This window comes from Variovorax sp. OK212 (assembly GCF_900112425.1).
Taxonomy (GTDB): Bacteria; Pseudomonadota; Gammaproteobacteria; order Burkholderiales; family Burkholderiaceae_C; genus Variovorax.
Window position 1 is genome coordinate 57,516 of the sequence record NZ_FOLP01000010.1, and the last position, 17,499, is coordinate 75,014.

General features: G+C 69.6%; 15 protein-coding genes. 5 read left to right on the forward strand and 10 right to left on the reverse strand.

Annotation, left to right across the window (positions count from 1 at the left end):
- Positions 1 to 553 precede the first annotated feature (553 nt).
- Positions 554 to 709 carry a hypothetical protein gene (locus tag BM004_RS41545; protein WP_177206601.1) on the forward strand — a complete coding sequence of 52 codons (156 nt, stop codon included), beginning with the start codon at positions 554 to 556 and terminating at the stop codon, positions 707 to 709.
- Between the two features lie 93 nt (positions 710 to 802).
- Here BM004_RS41545 and BM004_RS25380 read toward each other — a convergent pair whose 3' ends face one another.
- Complete coding sequence (locus BM004_RS25380) at positions 803 to 1,135, reverse strand: YdcA family protein (protein ID WP_256220045.1); 333 nt, start codon at positions 1,133 to 1,135, stop codon at positions 803 to 805.
- 75 nt (positions 1,136 to 1,210) lie between these two features.
- Between BM004_RS25380 and BM004_RS25385 the strand changes: the two genes are divergently transcribed.
- Together BM004_RS25385 and BM004_RS25390 are read left to right on the forward strand one after the other, a co-directional pair.
- Positions 1,211 to 1,834, forward strand: a complete 624-nt coding sequence (locus BM004_RS25385; protein ID WP_093217816.1) for a site-2 protease family protein — start codon at positions 1,211 to 1,213, stop codon at positions 1,832 to 1,834.
- Positions 1,835 to 1,878: 44 nt separating this feature from the next.
- Complete coding sequence (locus BM004_RS25390) at positions 1,879 to 3,555, forward strand: methyl-accepting chemotaxis protein (RefSeq protein ID WP_093130399.1); 1,677 nt, start codon at positions 1,879 to 1,881, stop codon at positions 3,553 to 3,555.
- A 47-nt stretch (positions 3,556 to 3,602) separates the two neighbouring features.
- On the opposite strand, the gene BM004_RS25395 is transcribed toward BM004_RS25390, so the two are convergent.
- A complete protein-coding gene (locus tag BM004_RS25395; RefSeq protein ID WP_143072509.1) occupies positions 3,603 to 3,899 on the reverse strand; it encodes a hypothetical protein in 297 nt (98 codons plus the stop codon).
- 101 nt (positions 3,900 to 4,000) lie between these two features.
- A complete protein-coding gene (locus tag BM004_RS25400; protein WP_093130401.1) occupies positions 4,001 to 4,252 on the reverse strand; it encodes a hypothetical protein in 252 nt (83 codons plus the stop codon).
- 235 nt (positions 4,253 to 4,487) lie between these two features.
- On the opposite strand from BM004_RS25400, the gene BM004_RS41815 reads away from it, so the two are divergent.
- Complete coding sequence (locus BM004_RS41815; RefSeq protein ID WP_177225562.1) at positions 4,488 to 4,637, forward strand: hypothetical protein; 150 nt, start codon at positions 4,488 to 4,490, stop codon at positions 4,635 to 4,637.
- A 139-nt stretch (positions 4,638 to 4,776) separates the two neighbouring features.
- Here the strand turns inward: BM004_RS41815 and BM004_RS25405 are convergent, their stop codons facing one another.
- The 6 genes from BM004_RS25405 to BM004_RS25430 all read right to left on the reverse strand — a co-directional run bounded on the left by BM004_RS25405 (position 4,777) and on the right by BM004_RS25430 (position 9,608).
- Positions 4,777 to 5,523 (reverse strand): lysophospholipid acyltransferase family protein, encoded by a 747-nt coding sequence (locus BM004_RS25405; RefSeq protein WP_093217819.1) that lies wholly within the window; start codon positions 5,521 to 5,523, stop codon positions 4,777 to 4,779.
- Between the two features lie 49 nt (positions 5,524 to 5,572).
- The gene (locus BM004_RS25410) at positions 5,573 to 6,859 is read right to left on the reverse strand and encodes a dihydroorotase (RefSeq protein ID WP_093217821.1); all 1,287 of its coding nucleotides are present in this window, start codon (positions 6,857 to 6,859) and stop codon (positions 5,573 to 5,575) included.
- A gap of 139 nt (positions 6,860 to 6,998) precedes the next feature.
- Positions 6,999 to 7,961 (reverse strand): aspartate carbamoyltransferase catalytic subunit, encoded by a 963-nt coding sequence (locus tag BM004_RS25415; protein ID WP_093130404.1) that lies wholly within the window; start codon positions 7,959 to 7,961, stop codon positions 6,999 to 7,001.
- An 89-nt stretch (positions 7,962 to 8,050) separates the two neighbouring features.
- Positions 8,051 to 8,548, reverse strand: a complete 498-nt coding sequence (gene pyrR / locus BM004_RS25420) for a bifunctional pyr operon transcriptional regulator/uracil phosphoribosyltransferase PyrR (protein ID WP_093130601.1) — start codon at positions 8,546 to 8,548, stop codon at positions 8,051 to 8,053.
- A 5-nt stretch (positions 8,549 to 8,553) separates the two neighbouring features.
- On the reverse strand, positions 8,554 to 9,012 hold the full coding sequence (ruvX, locus tag BM004_RS25425) for a Holliday junction resolvase RuvX (protein WP_371270549.1): 459 nt from the start codon (positions 9,010 to 9,012) through the stop codon (positions 8,554 to 8,556).
- Positions 9,009 to 9,608, reverse strand: coding sequence for a YqgE/AlgH family protein (locus BM004_RS25430; RefSeq protein ID WP_093130405.1), 600 nt, complete (start codon positions 9,606 to 9,608; stop codon positions 9,009 to 9,011). The genes ruvX and BM004_RS25430 overlap by 4 nt, the downstream gene beginning before the upstream one ends.
- Here BM004_RS25430 and BM004_RS25435 point away from each other — a divergent pair, their 5' ends adjacent.
- On the forward strand, positions 9,609 to 11,108 hold the full coding sequence (locus BM004_RS25435; protein WP_093217822.1) for a cryptochrome/photolyase family protein: 1,500 nt from the start codon (positions 9,609 to 9,611) through the stop codon (positions 11,106 to 11,108).
- A 91-nt stretch (positions 11,109 to 11,199) separates the two neighbouring features.
- Here the strand turns inward: BM004_RS25435 and BM004_RS25440 are convergent, their stop codons facing one another.
- Positions 11,200 to 17,490 carry a hybrid sensor histidine kinase/response regulator gene (locus BM004_RS25440; protein WP_093217824.1) on the reverse strand — a complete coding sequence of 2,097 codons (6,291 nt, stop codon included), beginning with the start codon at positions 17,488 to 17,490 and terminating at the stop codon, positions 11,200 to 11,202.
- Positions 17,491 to 17,499 lie beyond the last annotated feature (9 nt).

Below are 17,499 nucleotides of genomic sequence, written 5' to 3' on the forward strand. Positions count from 1 at the left end.
GCGCGCCAGCGAGTTGAAAAGCCGCCTGCCCTGATCGCGCAAGAGGGTACGTCGACGACTGTTTCCGAGCAGTGCCGACACCTCGAGTTCCCTTCGCGTCCGCGCCGCACGACATCCCCCGGCCTCGTCACCCCCGGCAACAAACCCAGTCTTTTGTGACCCCGCGCCCCCCGCAGCACATGCCCCAGCGTTTCGAGAACTACTGGGCATTTCCGTTTCCCGCGCCGCGCGGTTCCTCTCTAAAGTGGGCGCCCTCACCACCCAAAGCCTCACCACGCAGGCAAGGAGCGCATCACCTTCCCGCACTTGAATGAAACAGCCGCCTGCCTCGCAGCGGGTCATCGGATGCACGGCCGCACCGATGCAAATGCGAGGTCTCAAAAGGCGACGGCCGGGATGCGTCAACACCCCAGCCGTCTAACCAAGTGAAGTGCCCAACCTGCGAAAGGACGCACCCCAAATGGCTCCCCGGAATATAGCCCGCCCCTCCACGCCCCCACCTCCCCCCGAGGCCCCGCCAGACCCCGCGGCACTGCTGGAGGAAAAGAGCACGATGCTCCATTCGCTGCTGTGCTACTGCCACGGCAACGGCCCGCCGCAGCAGGAAGACGCGGGCCCCGTGCACCGCAACAACGTGTTCTGGCTGGCCTCCGTGCTCGCGAAGGACGTGGTGGACCTGGTGCAGATCTGCCTGAAGCAAGACCGATAGGCGCCAGCCCCGTCATCGCCGTGGGGGTCCCTCGGTCTGCGCTCGCGCCGACCGAGGGAGCTGACGCCTCGGCAACCCGACGCCCAAGCCCGATCACCTGCGCACGTAGCTCTTCGTGCCGCTGTCGCTCAGGCAGTACTGCCCGCCGCGCGGCCCGGTGCAGATGCGGCCCGACCGGCAAGAGCAATCGCCGGCGGCACCATTGCCACCATCGGCACCAGCAGGTGCCTGCGGCGCCAGCAGACCACGCATCGCATTCCCGCCGCCCTGCGGCCCCGTGCAGACCTTCTTCGATCCGCTGATCGACCCGTCATTGCACACGAACAACGCGCCGGAGCAATGCGACACGCCGCCCTTGCCTCCGGAGCACGGGTAGTTCGCAGCAGCAGCAGCAGTGGAGAAGGCCAGCGCGAACGCGCCGAGCATCAGCAGGACTCTCATGCGGGCGAAGCTAACATCGGCCGCCTCGCACGCGTCTGCGCGTGTTCCCTGCCTTGCCCCATGCTCCTTGCCCTGAAATTCATCGCTGCCATCGCGCTGCTGGCCGCGCTCCACATCACCGTCATGGCCCTGCTCGGCCGCTTGCTGGGCATTGCGATCCGCGAGGTGTCGCTCGGCCTCGGACCGACGCTGCTGGCCGTGGGCGTGCTGCGGCTGCGCGCATTGCCGCTTGGCGGCGCGGTCGACTTCGACGATTTCGAGAGCCAGCCGCGCGCGGTGCGCGTGCTGTTGCCGCTGGCGGGCGTGGCGTCGCTTGCCGTGGTGGCCTTCGCGCTGCATCCATCGGCGCTGAGCAGCATGGCGCACGGCTTCGCGCAGATCGTGGCCGGCGCGCTGGGCCCGACCTCGCATGCCCAGCAACTGATCGGCGGCGCCGCGCGCGTCGGCATGCTCGGCTTCGTGCCCTTGCTGGGCATGCTGGCCGCCAAGCTCGCCGCGTTCAACCTGATGCCGCTGCCGGCCATGAACGGCGGCGCTGCCCTGCTCGCATTGCTCGACCCGCGGCCGCGCGAAATGCCGCGCTGGAAAGAGACGCTCGTGCAAGGGTCCGCGTGGCTCATGGTTGCGCTGGCGTTGGCGTGGGTCGTTGCCATCGGCACCTTCTTGCTTGCGCACACGCAGTAAAAAGCAGTCAATGCCCAGTCACACGGCGCCGCTCTAATGCGCCCGTGACGAAAGAACACCCAACCTCTCCCCGCCCCCGCAACATCCTCGGCCGCCGCCTGCTCGCGACCTTCACCGTCGTGCTGCTGCTGACCCTCGCGGGCTCCGGCATCGGCATCTGGTCGCTCGCGAAGGTCGACGAGGCCACGCGCGAAGCCATCCAGGAACGCGGCGTGTCCGAACGCCTCGTGGTCGACGCCTACCGGCTGCAGGCCATCAACGCCGAGCGCTACAAGGCGATGGCGTTGAGCTCGGAGCCCGAGGTCGGCGAGATCCTCTCGGCCGATATCCAGGCGACCGCGGCCAAGTACGACGACCTGCTCAAGCAGGTGGGCCAGCGCCTGCAGGACGACGCCGACCGCGCCTTGCTCGCGCAGGCCGACGCCGCCAGCAAGGACTTCGCGGCCGCCGTGAAAGAGCTGATTGCCGCGCGCGATTCGGGCCTGACCGAGCGCATTCGCAACGTGTATGCGCAGCGCTTCCAGCCAAGCTCGGCGGCGCTGCTGGCGGCCGTTTCGAGGCTCGCGCAGTCGCAGCGCGAGGCCATCGACGGGGCCGGCGTGCGCATTGCCGAACTCAGCGCGTCGGCCCGGCTGGCGCTGATGCTGTTCAGCGCCACCGCGCTGCTGCTGGGCGTGGTGCTGGCGCAGTGGCTGGTGCGCAGCATCAGCCGGCCGATTCGCACAGCCAACGAAACCGCTGAACGCGTCGCCAGCCTCGACCTGCGGCAAGACATCGAAGGCCACGCGCGCGACGAAGCCGGGCAGATGCTGCAGGCCCTGGGCGCGATGCAGGGCGCGTTGCGCGAGCTGGTGCTGAGGGTGCGCGAGTCGGTGCAGAACGTGCGTTCGGCGGCCGGCGAAATCGCGCACGGCAACACCGACCTTTCAGCGCGCACCGAAGACGCCGCGGCCAGCCTGCAGCAGACGGCGGCGGCGCTCGAGCAGGTGATGCGCACGGTGCGCGAGTCGAGCGACGCCGCGGGCGAGGCCGAACGCATGGCCGGCGCCGCCGCCGCGGTGGCGGCACAGGGCGGCGAGGTGGTGTCGCAGGTGGTGAGCACCATGCAGGACATTCACCGCGCCTCGCACAAGGTGGCCGACATCACGGGCGTGATCGACAGCATCGCGTTCCAGACGAACATCCTCGCGCTCAATGCCGCGGTCGAGGCGGCGCGTGCCGGCGACGCGGGGCGCGGCTTTGCGGTGGTGGCGTCGGAGGTGCGGCTGCTGGCCACGCGCTCGGCGGCGGCGGCGCGCGAGATCAAGGGGCTCATCGACGACTCGGTGCAGCGCATCGAGGCGGGAACGGTGCTGGCCGACAACGCGGGCCAGACCATGGGGCGCATCGTGTCGTCGATCGGCCAGGTGGCGGGCACGGTCAGCGCCATCACGATGGCCACGCACTCGCAGATGCAGGACATCGGGCAGATCAACACGGCCGTGGCGCGGCTGGACCAGATGACGCAGCAGAACTCGGCGATGGTCGAGGAGTCGGCCGCCGCGTCGGAAGGCCTGCGCGACCAGGCGCACAACCTCGACACGCTGATCAGCCAGTTCGTGCTGCCGGGCGATGCGTCGGCCAAGGGCGAGTGGGTGCCGGGACAACCGCCCGATGCGGCGGGGCGCATGGGGCACCAGGGGCGTGCCGTGCGGCGGCAAGGCAGGTTGCTGGCGGCCTGAGCGGCGCCGGCCGGTCAACGGGCCGGGGGGCGGTCGGGGTCAGGGGGTCAGCGGATCAGGTCCATCGGCGCCACCTGCGGCGTGACCTTGACGGCGGTGGCGGTCAGCAGCTGGCCGTTCGATTCCTTCCAGCACATGATGGCCATCATGCCCGAGCCCAGCTCGCCCGGTTTCTGGATCGACACCGCCTTCCATCCCTTGCACGCGCCGCCCAAGGTGGTGGGCCGGTCGAGAAACACGTACTCGGTGCCCGCGTCGATGGGCAGCACGCCCACCACGCCGGGGGGAAAGGGTTTGCGCGTCTGCGCGGCGGCCCCGCACGCGACACACGCGACAGTGGCCATGACGATGCCTGCCAGGAAGATCCGTCCCATACCTGTCTCTGCCTCCATGTTGTGGAGGCCCGATGTTACTTTTGCGTTCAGGAGTTCAGGCGCTCAACAGCTCAGGCCCGCTGCCGCCAGGGCTTCTGCGCGCCTTCCGCGGACCGCACCCGCACGAACTGGCTGGCGCGCAGCTTCATGCGCGCCACGGCCGCTTCGAGCGAGGGCTGCTCCATGATCACGAGCTCCCCGTGCCGCAGGCCGTTCAGCGCGATCTCGGCCACGCCGGAATAGCCGCCGCTGGAGCCCTGCTTGAAGTGGAACGAGCAGGACCAGCCGCCCGGAAGATCGACGGAAATGGGATGTGTGGTCAAGGGTGGGCGGGCGCTCGGGGACGGCCCGCCGCAGCGCGGGCGGGCATGTCCCATGGATTGGTTTTCTTGTGGACCCAGTGTCGCCGTGGCATGCACGGGGTCAATCCCATGAATGGGTTATACGGAGCCGGCCCCGTCCAAGCCGTCCAGCCCGCTGAGCTTGGCCGGGCTCCGCGCCCACACCGGGGGCAGGCCTGCGCGCACGGCAATGTAGGCACGCGCTCACGCGCTTGAATTGCTTTATCCCGCACGCCGCGCGCACCAGCCGCGCCAACCTTCAGGCTTACCAGTTCAGGAGACACCGATCATGAAAAGCATCATTCTTTGGCTCTGCGGCGTACCGGTGATCGTGATCATCGGACTGAAGATCTTCGGCATCCTCTGACCGCCTGACAGTTTTTGCTCGAACTGCGAGATTGCGGTTCCTCCTCACGGCGCTTCGGCGTCGTTCAGCGCCTCCTCGGAGGCGCTTTTTTTATCCGGCGCCCAGAAGGCGGGAGAGGTGCAAGGGTGGCGAGGGTCGCTCAGTGCGTCTCGCGGCGCAGCTGCTGCACGTCTTCATGCAGCGACTGGGCCCACGCGCGGCGGTCGCGGCCGTGCGGGTCCTGCGGCTCGCCGAAACGCACGATGACCAGCAGCGGCGGCGCGCGCAGGGTGTTCCACAGCGAGGCGAGCAGGCTGTCGTCGTCGATGTAGCGCGGCGCCTGGCTGGTTTCGCCGGTGGCGGCATCGGCGAAGCGCAGCGCGGCGGGCAGCACGGGCGCGCCGGAAGAAATGGCGGCCTGCAGCAGGTTGGCATGGAACGGCAGCAGGCCGCGGCCGTCGCTGGTCGTGCCTTCGGGGAACACGCCGATCATGTCGCCGTTGCGCAGCGCCTCGGTCATGTGGTGCACCACGCGCAGCGCGTCGCGGCGGCGTTCGCGCTCGATGTAGAGCGTGCCCGAGCCGGTGGAGAGCGTGCCGATCAGCGGCCAGCCCTTGACGTCCGACTTCGACACGAAGCGCACATGGCGCGCCGCATGGATGCAGGTGATGTCGAGCCACGACAGGTGGTTGCAGATGAGCAGCACCGGCCCGCCGGACGGCGGCGTGCCCTGCACCTTGAGCGTGATGCCCATGATCCCGAGCATGCGTTTCGACCAGGCCTGCACGCGCGCGTTGCGCTCGGGCTGCGAGAGGCCGGGAAAGGTGAAGCGGATCGTCCACCAGCCGGCCAGCGCATGCACTACCGCATGCAGGAGGCGCCAGCAGGCCTTCAGTGAATGAACCATCGGGGCGCTTTTCTTTTGGTTTTTCTTTTCGGCTTGTCTCGGTCGCCGCTCAGCCGTGCACCACGCGGCCGGCCACCAGCGTGTGGCGCGCGCGGCCCAGCAGCGGGTAGCCGGAGAACGGCGTGTGCTTGCCCTGGCTCTTGAGCGCGTCGGGCTGCACCTGCCATTCGAGCGCGGGGTCGGCAATGCACAGGTCGGCCACGCCGCCTTCGACCAGGCGGCCGATGCCGGTGTCCGTGTCGGCGGCGCTCAGCAGGCGCGCCGGCGCCGAGGTGATGACCTCGATGGCGCGCGCCAGGCCCGCGCCGCTGCGCTCGCCCCATTGCAGCGCCAGCGGCAGCAGCAGCTCCAGGCCGGTGGCGCCCGGCTCGGCTTCGGCAAAGGGCAAGGTCTTGGCGTCGGCCTCGACCGGCGTGTGGTCGGACACCAGCGCGTCGATGGTGCCGTCGGCCAGCGCGGCCGAGAGCGCGTCGCGGTCGCCCTGCTGGCGCAGCGGCGGGTTCAGGCGCGCGCGGCTGTCGAAGTAGCCGATGTCGGTGTCGGCCAGGTGCAGCGAGTTGATGCTGACGTCGCAGGTCAGCGGCAGGCCCTGCGCCTTGGCTTCGCGCACCAGCGCCACGCCGCGGGCGCTGGAGATGCGGCACAGGTGCACGCGCGCGCCGGTGGCCTTCATGAGCTCCACGATGGTGAAGATGGCGATGGTCTCGGCCGACACGGGCACGCCGCCCAGGCCCAGGCGCGTGGCCAGCGGGCCGCTGGCGGCCACGCCCTTGCCGAGGTCGCGGTCTTGCGGGCGCAGCCACACGGTGTAGCCGAAGGTGCTGGCATACGACAGCGCGCGCTGCAGCACCTGCGTGTCGGCCAGCGGCACGTCGGCCTGGCTGAAGCCGATGCAGCCGGCCTCGGTGAGCTCGGCCATTTCGGTGAGCACGCCGCCGGCCAGGTTGCGCGTGAGCGCGCCCAGCGGGAACAGGCGCGCGCACTGCAGCTTCTCGGCGCGGAACTTGAGCATCTCGACCAGGCCGGGCTCGTCGAGCACGGGGTCGGTGTCGGGCGGGCACACCAGGCTGGTCACGCCGCCGGCAATGGCCGCGGCCATTTCGCTTTCGAGCATGCCTTCGTGTTCGTAGCCGGGCTCGCGCAGCCGCGCGGCCAGGTCCACCAGCCCGGGGGCGACGATGCAGCCCGCGGCGTCGATGGTGCGCTCGGCCTTGAAGCCGGCCGGAATGCGGCCGCCGATGCCGGCGATCTTGCCGTCGGCGATGGCGATGTCGGCCTTGTTGTCGGTGCCCGAGGCGGGGTCGATGACGCGGCCGTTGGTGATATGGATGTTCATGCGTATGGTCTTCCGATGGCGGTCAAGGCCGTTTCGGGAAACACCGTGGAACCGGCTTTGCCGGGCCACCGGTGTTGCCCCCGGTAGGGGGTTGGCGAAGCGACACGAAGTGCGCGAAGACTGGGGGCGAGCAACATGTCTATGCTTCGTTACCTGCGACGATGCTCATCACGGCCATGCGCACGGCGATGCCGAAGGTGACCTGCGGGAGGATCACGCTCTGCTTGCCGTCGACCACGGCGGAGTCGATCTCCACGCCGCGGTTGATGGGGCCCGGGTGCATCACGATGGCGTCGGGCTTGGCGAGCTGCAGCTTCTCGGGCGTGAGGCCGAAGGTCTTGAAGAACTCCTGCGACGAAGGCAGCAGCGCGCCGCTCATGCGCTCGTTCTGCAGGCGCAGCATGATGACCACGTCGCAGTCCTTGATGCCTTCCTCGAGCGTGTGGCACACGCGCACGCCCATGCCGGCCATGTCGGCGGGCACCAGCGTCTTGGGGCCGACCACGCGCACCTCGGCGCAGCCCAGCGTGGTGAGCGCGTGGATGTCGGAGCGCGCCACGCGCGAGTGCAGCACGTCGCCGACGATCGCCACCGTGAGGTTCGAGAAGTCCTTCTTGTAGTGGCGGATCGTGTACATGTCGAGCAGCCCCTGCGTGGGGTGCGCGTGGCGGCCGTCGCCGGCGTTCACCACGTGCACGTGGGGCGCCACGTGCTGTGCGATCAGGTACGGCGCGCCCGACTCGCTGTGGCGCACCACGAACAGGTCGGCGGCCATGGCGCTCAGGTTGGCGATGGTGTCCAGCAGCGACTCGCCCTTGGTGGCCGAGGAGCGCGCGATGTCCAGGTTGATGACGTCGGCACTCAGGCGCTTGGCCGCGATCTCGAAGGTGGTGCGGGTGCGCGTGCTGTTCTCGAAGAACAGGTTGAACACGCTCTTGCCGCGCAGCAGGGGCACCTTCTTCACTTCGCGGTCGCTCACGCTGGTGAAGTTGGCGGCCGTGTCGAGGATGTGCGTGACGATGTCCTTGGGCAGGCCCTCGATCGACAGCAGGTGGATCAGCTCGCCGTTCTTGTTGAGCTGGGGGTTTCGCTTGTAGAGCATTTACTTGCAGGCCTCCCGCCGGGCCGCCCCAAGGGAGGCCGGTGCCCCCTCGGGGGGCAGTGAATACACGAAGTGATGAACGTGGGGGTTCACTTGTTTTCCTCCACCTTGAGGCTGAAGGCCCCGTCTTCGGCGCGTGCGAGTGCGAGCAACTGGGTGTCGGGCAGCGTGAGCGTGGTGGCCGCGAAGTCGGCGGCCACGGGCAGCTCGCGCCCGCCGCGGTCGACCAGCACCGCCAGGCGCACGCAGGCGGGGCGGCCGAAGTCGAACAGCTCGTTGAGCACGGCGCGGATGGTGCGCCCGGTGTAGAGCACGTCGTCGAGCAGCAGCACGTCGGTGCCGTTCACGTCGAAGGGCAGCGCGGTCTGCGCGCTGGCCGACAGGCCGCGGCGCGCGAAGTCGTCGCGGTGCATGGCCGAGGAGATGATGCCGGGCGCGCCGCTCAGGCCCAGGTCCTTCTGCAGCCGCTCGACCAGCCAGGCGCCGCCGGAGGTGATGCCCACCAGCCTGGTGGCCGGGCGCATGAGCGTCTTCACGCCGGCCAGCAGTTGGGTGTAGAGCGCCTCGGCGTCCGGAATGGTGGAAATGGAACTCACGGGAGACTCCTCAAAAATTGCTCCAGGATGATGCAGGCCGAGGCGGCATCGGCATCGCGCGCGCCCGAGGACAGGGCCTCGGTGGTGCTGTAGCGCTCGTCGACCTCGAACACCTGGAGATTGAAACGCCCGCGCAGCTGGCGCGCGAACTTCTGCGCGCGGCGGGTGTTCTCGTGCGGGGCGCCGTCGGGGTGGTAGGGCACGCCGATCACCAGCGCGTCGGGTTGCCACTCCTTGATGCGCGCCTCGACCTGGGCGAAGCGCGCGTCGGCGCCCTCGGCCTTGATGGTGGCCTGCGGCGTGGCGGTGCCCAGCAGCCGGTTGCCGCTGGCCACGCCGGTGCGCTTGGTGCCGTAGTCGAAGGCCAGGAAGGTCTGGAAACTGGCGGGAACGGGAGCCGGAACAGGAACGGAAGCAGGAGCGGGCGTGGGCGCGTCGGACATGACGTCGCTCATGCGTGGCCCGCGTCGGGCGACAGCTTCCAGGCCTCGAGGCCCAGCAGCAGCAGGGCCTTGTCGTAGCGCTGCTCGACCGGGGTGTCGAAGATCACGGCCGGGTCGGCGCCGACGGTGAGCCAGCTGTTCTCGGCCAGTTCGGACTCGAGCTGGCCCTCGCCCCAGGCCGAATAGCCCAGCGAGACCAGCACCTTGCGCGGGCCGGCGCCGGTGGCCAGGGCCTCCAGCACGTCCTTGGAGGTGGTCATCTCGAGCCCGCCGGGAATGGTCATGGTCGAGGCGTAGACCGACTCCTCGGGTTTCTCGGCCTGCGTGAAGACCGGCTCGTGCAGCACGAAGCCGCGCTCGGTCTGCACCGGGCCGCCCTGGAAGACGGGGGCGTCGCCCAGCTCGGGGCGGGCCAGGTGAAGCTCGATCTTCTCGAACAGCACCTTGAGGTTGATGTCGCTGGGTTTGTTGATCACCAGCCCGAGCGCGCCGCGCTCGCTGTGTTCGCAGAGGTACACGACGCTGCGGTTGAAAGTTTTGTCTTCCATCCCGGGCATCGCTATCAAAAAATGATGCGTGAGGTTCATCGGGGCAGAATCGGCAGCCATATGCCTCCGATTTTACTGGCCGTCGACAAGACCTATCCCAAAGGGCTCATGTGGTTCCGCCGCGACCTCCGCGTCGACGACAACGCCGCCCTCTACCGCGCATTGCGCGCCTGCCGCCAGGTGGTCTGTGTTTTCGTCTTCGACAAGGCGATCCTGGACGCCCTGCCCTCGGCCGACCGGCGGGTCGAATTCATCCGCGAGTCGCTGGTGGAGCTCGAATCCGAGCTGCGCGCGCTCGGCGGCGGGCTGATCGTGCGGCACGCCGCGGCGGTGCAGGAAATTCCGGCCCTGGCCCGCGAGCTCGACGTGCAGGCGGTGTTCGCCAACCGCGACGACGAGCCCGAAGCCCTGGAGCGCGACGCCAAGGTGTTCGGAGCGCTGGCCAATGCCGGCGTGACCTTCCACACCTACAAGGACTCGACCGTCTTCGACCGCGACGAGGTCATGACCAAGACCGGCCAGCCCTACACGGTGTTCACGCCGTACAAGCGCGCCTGGCTGGCCAAGGTCGATTCGTTCTTTCTCAAGTCGTACCCCGTGCGCAGCCACGCCGACGCGCTGGTGCCCTCGCCCCAGGCCTACGGCGAGCCGGTGCCCGCGCTGCGCGAGATCGGCTTCGAGAAGACCAACCTCTCGGCGTTGGAGATTCCCACCGGCACCAAGGGCGCGGGCGCGCTGTTCGAGGACTTCTTCGAGCGCATCGACCGCTACGACGAGGCGCGCAACTTCCCCGCGGTGCGCGGGCCCAGCTACATGGGCGTGCACCTGCGCTTCGGCACGGTGTCGATCCGCCAGCTGGCCAGCGTGGCGCACCAGCTCTCGCTGCAGGGCAACCCGGGCGCGGCGACCTGGCTGAGCGAGCTGATCTGGCGCGACTTCTACTTCCAGATCCTGGCGCACTTTCCGCACGTGCGCCCGAACGGCGAGTCGAAGAGCTTCCGCCCCGACTACGACAAGATCCAGTGGCACCACGGCAAGCACGCCGACCAGCTGTTCGAGGCCTGGTGCGAGGGCCGCACGGGCTACCCGTTGGTGGACGCGGCCATGCTGCAGATCAACCAGAGCGGCTACATGCACAACCGCCTGCGCATGGTGGTGGCGAGCTTCCTGTGCAAGGACCTGGGGCTGGACTGGCGGCGCGGCGAGACCTACTTCGCCACGCACCTGAACGACTTCGAGCTGGCCTCGAACAACGGCGGCTGGCAGTGGGCCAGCTCCAGCGGCTGCGACGCGCAGCCCTACTTCCGCATCTTCAACCCGGTGACGCAGAGCGAGCGCTTCGACCCCGAGGGCAAGTTCATCCGCCGCTACCTGCCGCAGCTGGCGGGGCTGTCGAACGCGGCGATCCACTCGCCGTGGACGGCGTCGCCGGTGGAGCTGGAGGCGGCCGGCATCAAGCTGGGCGAGAACTACCCGAAGCCGGTGGTGGACCACGCCGAGGCGCGCGAGAAGACGCTGCAGCGCTACGGCGTGGCGAGGGCGAAGACGCTGCAGAAATAGGCGCCGGGCCGAAGACCTCGGCACCGCAGCAGAAAAAGAAACGGGGCCCGAAGGCCCCGTTTCTCTTGTGGCTGACGCTCTCGACGCAGCGTCAGGCCGCGGCCGCCAGTGCCGGCTCGCTCGTGTACGCACGCACCAGGCGCAGCAGTTCCTCTTCCGAGTACGGCTTGCCCAGGTAGTGGTTCACGCCCAGCGTGCGCGCGTAGTCGCGGTGCTTCTCGGCGATGCGCGAGGTGATCATGATGATCGGCAGCTCGGCCAGGGCCGAGTCGGCGCGGATGTTGCGGGCCAGGTCGAAGCCGTCCATGCGCGGCATCTCGATGTCCGACAGCACCACGGCCGGGCGTTCCTGCTGCAGCCGCTCGAGCGCCTGCAGGCCGTCGGCCGCGAGCGACACGCGATAGCCTTCGCGCTGCAGCAGGCGCTGGGTGACGCGGCGCACGGTGATGGAGTCGTCCACCACCAGCACGAGCGGGATCTGCGGCACCACCGGCGCCAGGGCCACCGGCTCCTGCGGCGCGCCGGGCTCGCCCGATGCGGCGTGCGCCGATGCCGCGGCCAGCGCGGCGGCCTGGCGCTCGCGCGCCAGTTCGCCGTGCACCGCCGCCAGGGCCACCGGGTTGTAGATCAGCGCCACCGCACCCGACGCCAGCACCGAGATGCCGGCCAGGCCGGGCAGCCGCGCAAGCTGCGGGCCGAGGTTCTTCACCACGACTTCCTGGTTGCCCAGCACTTCGTCGACGTGCAGTGCCACGCGTTGCGCCGCGCTTCGCACGATGACCAGCGTGTTGGTCTTGGTGGCGCTTTGCTCGCTGCGCGTGGAGTGCTGCAGCAGCGCGCCGGCCCAGTAGAACGGCACCTGTTCGCTGCCGAAGGGGTGGCTGTTGTTCAGGTAGGCGGCCTCGAGGTCGGTGGCGCCCACGCGCTGCACCAGTTCCACCAGGTTCGACGGCACGCCGATCGACACCTCGCCCGCGCGCAGCATCACCACGTGCGTCACGGCGGTGGTCAGCGGCAGCACCAGCTTGAAGGTGGTGCCCTGGCCGGCGACGCTGTGCGTTTCGATGCGGCCGCCGAGCGCCGCGATCTGCGCGCGCACCACGTCCATGCCGATGCCGCGCCCGGACAGTTCGGACACCTGGCCCGCCGTGGAGAAGCCGGGCTTGAAGATCAGCTCGGTTGCCTCTTCGGGCGACAGTTCCTGGTCGTGGCCGAGCAGGCCCAGCGTGCGGGCACGCTCGGCGATGCGCTTGTGGTCCAGGCCGGCGCCGTCGTCGCGGAAGCTCACCGAGACGTCGTTGCCTTCATGGTGCAGGTCGATGACGATCAGGCCGCTGGCGTCCTTGCCGGCCTTCTCGCGCGCCGCCACGTCTTCGATGCCGTGGGCCACGCAATTGCGCAGCAAGTGCTCGAAGGCGGGCGTCATGCGGTCCAGCACGCCACGGTCCATCTCGATGGAGCCGCCGACGATGTCCAGGCGCACCTGCTTGCCGGTGTCCTTCGAGGCCTGGCGCACCACACGGTACAGGCGGTCGGAGATGCCTTCGAACTCCACCATGCGCGTGCGCAGCAGGCCGCGCTGCAGTTCGCGCGTCTGGCGTGCCTGCACGTTCAGGTCGTCTTCCGTGGCCTGCACCGTCTTTTGCAGCGTGCGCTGCACGGTGGCCACGTCGTTGACCGACTCGGCCATCATGCGGGTGAGTTCCTGCACGCGGGTGAAGCGGTCGAACTCCAGCGGGTCGAAGCTCTGCTGCGAGTCCTTGGCTTGCGCCAGGCGGGACTGCATCTGGCTTTCGGCCTGCACTTCGATGTCGCGCAGCTGCTGGCGCAGGCGGTCCAGGTTGCCCGTGAGGTCGGCGAGCGAACCGCGCAGCTGGCCGAGTTCGGCCTCCAGGCGCGAACGCGTGATGATGACCTCGCCGGTCTGCGCGACCAGGCGGTCGAGCAGCTGGGTGCGGATGCGAACGGCCTGGCCCGTTGCCGAGCGCAGCGGCGAGAGCAGTGCCGGCGCGGGGCGCGGCTGCAGCATGGCGGGCGCGGCGGCTTGGGTGCCGGCGGCCTCTTCGACGCTGCCTGCAACCGATGCAGTTGGTGTGGCCGCTTCGTCGTTCGCCGGCTTGTCGGTGGCCACCTGCACCAGCTGGGTGGCGGGTGCGGAGGCGGCGGCCGAGGCCACGATGTGCGCGAGCTCGACCTGCGTGGCGTCGTCCGCCGCGCGCAGCGCGTCGAAGGTGGCCTGCAGCGCGTCGAGGCGGCCGAGCAGCTTTTCGATGTCGGAGCGCTCGGCGCCCTGGGAACCCAGGACTTCGATCTCGGACTCCATGCGGTGCGCGCGTTCGCCCAGGCGCATGGCGCCGGCCAGTCGTGCACTGCCCTTCAGCGTGTGCAGCGTGCGCAGCACCGACGCGCGCGGCGCGCTGTCGTCGGGGTGGTGCGCCCACTGGCGCAGCGCTTCGCCCAGTTGCGGCAGCAGTTCGGCGGCCTCTTCCTCGAAGATCGGGAACAGGTCGACGTCGACCGCGTCGGCCATGTCGATGGCGTCTTCGGAATCGTCCAGCGCCACGTCGGCGAAGCTTTCGCTGACCACCACCTGTTGCAGCTGCCGGGCTTCGGCGCGCATGGCGAGTTCGGTCGGCATCGGCGAGGCGGCGATGTCGCGCAGCGCCTGCAGCGTGCCTTCGGCCGGATCGCGCAGGAAACCGACGGCGAACTGGTGCAGCAGGCGGCGCAGCTCGTCGGCCGCGGCCACCAGCACCAGGCCCTGTTCACGCGTGCCGCGGCCCTGCATCTGCAGGTGCTGCAGCGCGGCTTCGAGCAGGCGGGCCATGCCCGACAGGCTGTGGAAGCCCACGGTGGCCGAGCTGCCGGCCAGCGAGTGCGCCAGCGCAACGGTCGAATCAGGCAGGCGTTCGTGCGTTTCGAGCGCCCATTCGCCGACGTCGGTGGCGAGCTGGCGGGACCATTCGTCGGCCTCGTTGAGGTAGACGTTGTACAGCGCGATGCCGATGCGCAGCGGACCGATCACCTTGACCTGGTCGTCCGCGCTGACCGCGACGATGATTTCCTCGACGGCCGGCGCGGGGGCGGCGGCGACCACGGGTTCCGGGTCAGGCTCGGGCTGGGATTGCAGTGCCGGCACTTCGTCGGCAACGAGGATTTCCGGCTCGGCGGGTGCCGAGGGAGCCTCGAGGATGGGCGCGATCACCTCTTCGGCCGCGGCCGGGGCGGCGGCATGGACGGGTTCAGGCTGCGCCTCGACCGTCAGTTCCGGTTCCGGTTCGGCCACGGCGATGACTTCGGCGACGACTTCGGGCGACGGCTCGATCGCCAGCAGCGGTTCGGGCTCAGGCTCGGCTGGGGCGACCAGCGCCACGGGCTCTTCGAGCGCCTCGGGTGCGTCCTGCGGCGCTTGCGCGGCTTCGACGACTTCGGGCTCCGCGGCCTGCACGGCTTCCCAGTCGAAGTCGGGCAGCGCCGCTTCGCTCGGGAGGGTCGCCTCGACGGCGGGTGCGGGCTCGACCGGTTCAATCGATTCAATCGATTCAATCGATTCAATCGATTCAATCGACTCGACAGGCTCGATCGTGCGTTCGGGTTCCGGCTCGGCCTTGGCAACCACGGGCTCGGCGCGTGCCGGCGTCTTGGCGTGGGCCAGGAAGTCGAACTCGTCGCCGCTGGGCAGGCTCAGCAGTGGTGCCGGCGCGGTGTCCTGCTTCGAGTCGAAGTCCAGGAAGTCGGTCGAAGCGAAATCGTCGTCGCTCTCGGGCGCGGCGGGCTTCTCGGGCTCCTGCCAGGCGATGGTTTCCAGCTCCGGCTCGGCCGGTGCGGCGACCGGTGCGGGCGCCTGCACTTCGTCGGCCAGCGACAGGTCGGGCAGCGGGGGCATGACCAGCGGCGCCACAGGCTGCGCAGCCGCCACGGGCTCGGGTGCGGCGACAGGCGCCGGTGCTTCCGCCGCGATGTGGCGCGCGGCGACCGCCAGGGCCTCCGCATCGGCCACGCGCACGGGCGGGGGCACGGGCTCGCCGGCCAGCAGCGCGTTGGCCACGCGGCTGAACGATGCGGACTGCCAGTTGTGGGCTGCGCCCGAGGCAATGGCTTCGACCCACTCGCTGAATTCCTTCAGCGTTCTTTCGGTGCCCGACAGCAGCTCCGGCGTGGCGGCGCGCTGGTCGGCCAGCCAGGTGTTGAGCACCTGCTCGAGCGACCAGGCCGCGTCACCGAATTCGGTGAGGCCGACCATGCGCGAGCTGCCCTTGAGCGTGTGGAACGCGCGGCGCAGGATCGTGAGTTCTTCGGTGTCGTCCGGGTAGCTGCCGAGCTCGGCGATGGCGGCCAGGCCGGCCTCCACCACTTCGCGGGCTTCGTCCAGGAAGATGTTCTGCAGGTCGTCTTCTTCGAGCTCGGTGACTTCGGTGTCGGGCAGCGCCGACGGTCCGGAAATCTTGTGGGTCCAGCTGTCGGCCTTGTTGCTGAACTCCTCGATCGGCGAGACCTTGGCCTTGCGGTTGGGCGTGGCGAGCGCGGCGAGCTTGGAGGCGATCTGTGCGTCGACCTCCTCGATGCTGAGCACGGACTGCGCGGCCGGCGCCTGCACCGGCGCGGCGCCTTCGGCCACGGGCGTGTCGGTGGCCTGGCGGCCCATCAGCGGCTTGAGCTCGCCGGCTTCGGCGTCGAACACGAACAGGCGCTTGGCCAGTGCGGGCTGGTAGCCCAGCATGTCGATCAGGAAGCCGAGCGCGCCCAGGTTGTTGCCCAGCGCGTCGAAGCCGGCCATTTCCTCGGCCGGCGAGGTGCTCACGAGCATCGCCTCGACGTCGTCGCGCATGCGCTGCACGGTGAGCGCGGCCTGGTCGAGGCCGAGCACGGAGAACACGCCGCGCATCTGCATGAGCTGCGTCGGCACGGTGCGCAGCAGAGTCTTTTCGGCGGGGCGGCGGAAGTACTGGTCGAGCGACTTCTCGAGCTCGCTCAGGTGGCTGCGCAGCTCGTCGACCACGGTGCCCATGGTCTGGCGGTCGCTCACGCGGCGGTAGAGGTCTTCCATCCACGGCTCGAGCGGCTCGGAATGGCCGCCTTCGCGCACGCGTTCGATGCGCCCCGACAGCTGCAGCGTGCGGGACGTGAGTTGCGGGTCGCTCGGGTCGAGGTCTTCGAGCGCGGCTTCCAGGTACAGCACCGAGGTGGCGACTTCCATCGCGAGTTCGGTGCCGGGCGCCTGGCCGGAGCGCACGGAGGCGTCGACCGCGTGGTTCAGCGCCTGCACCATCGGCAGGCTCGGCGGATGCAGCTTCTGCAGCGACTCGCCGAGCTGGGCGAAGGTGTCGGCCACCTGGCGTGTGCGGGTGACGTCGCCGCCCGAGAGCGCCGACCACATTTCCTTGGCGGTCTCGATGCGCTTGCGGGCCTGTTGCAGCACCAGCGGATCGAAGCGGCCGAACTGCTCGACGGTGTAGTCGATGTGCGGCTCGCTGGCGATGCCCCATGCGTTGCGCACGGTGCGCAGCGTGTCGGCGTCGTCGGTGGCGGCAGGCACGCCCTGCGCGCAGAAGAAGAGCAGGTCCTGGCCGAGGCGGTCGGACACCAGGCTGTCGCCGCGCGCGAGCGTGGCGTACTGCAGCAGCACGCGCGAAGCGGCGCGCTTGACGTACGAGTCAGGCGCGATCAGGCCGGTGGCCAGCGCTTCGAAGAAGCCGGCGGCCAGGGTCCAGAAACTGGCGACGCGGGGCAGCAGCGCGCCGCGTCCGAGGCCCAGGCACAGCGCATGCAGGCGCCGCGCGGCCTGCGGGTCGCCGGTCTTGACCATCTGCAGCACTTCGCGGTCCAGCCGCGAGCGCACGGCCGGGTCGTAGGCGACGGCGGCCTGCGTGAACGCGGGCTTGACCTCGACCCAGCGCCAGGTGGCGCCCCACAGGTCGGCCGGGTGCACGCGCTCGTTGCCCACCAGCTCCAGCACGTCGCGGTACTGCGGGAACAGCGCCACCGACGACACGGGCTTGCCGGCCAGCAGGGCGTTGAGGAAATCGGTGACGGCGAAGCCGGCACGCTCGATCTTGATCACGGCAGCTTCGGTGCAGCGCAGCGGTTCGGCAATGAAGCCCTGCACCGCGAACTCGATGGCGCCGAGCACCAGCGCGGGCGAGGGATGCCCCACCATCTGGAGGGCGCCGACGGCCTGGTGCAGTTGCTGGCGGGCCATTTGCAGCGGGCCGCTGTCGGGCTCGGCAGCGGTGCCCACGTCGCGCACGAAGCGCCGCAACGACTTGCCCACAACGTCGAGGGATTTCTGGATTTCTCCCAGCACCCAGGCCAGCGGCCCCAGGTCTTCGGTGGCCGGCACGTTGCCGGCAAGAGGGGCCGTGGCAGGGGTTTGAATCGACACGTTGGGTGC